A 255-nucleotide genomic window follows, 5' to 3' on the forward strand; every position below is an offset into this window, starting at 1 on the left:
CAAAACGCTGGAATATTGCAAGGAGGTCGGTCAGGTTACGGCTTCGTTCCATTATCCGCTGGGTGTTCAGGCGACCGACGAATTCCTGATGAAGGTCTCGGAGATTACCGGCAAGGAAATTCCTCCGGCAATCGGCCTGGAACGCGGCCGTCTCGTCGACGCTATGGCAGATAGCCAAGCCTGGCTGCACGGGAAGAAATACGCGATCTACGGCGATCCTGACTTCGTCTACGCCGTTGCCCGGTTCGTCTTGGA

At 56.9% G+C, this 255-nt stretch carries 1 protein-coding gene; it reads left to right on the forward strand.

From position 1 onward, the window contains the following. Positions 1-255, forward strand: a 255-nt coding sequence (locus K6M89_RS32050) for a nitrogenase component 1 (RefSeq protein ID WP_281428497.1), incomplete at both ends; no start/stop codon positions are given.

The organism is Rhizobium croatiense (assembly GCF_019793465.1).
In the GTDB taxonomy this organism is placed as follows: Bacteria; Pseudomonadota; Alphaproteobacteria; order Rhizobiales; family Rhizobiaceae; genus Rhizobium; species Rhizobium croatiense.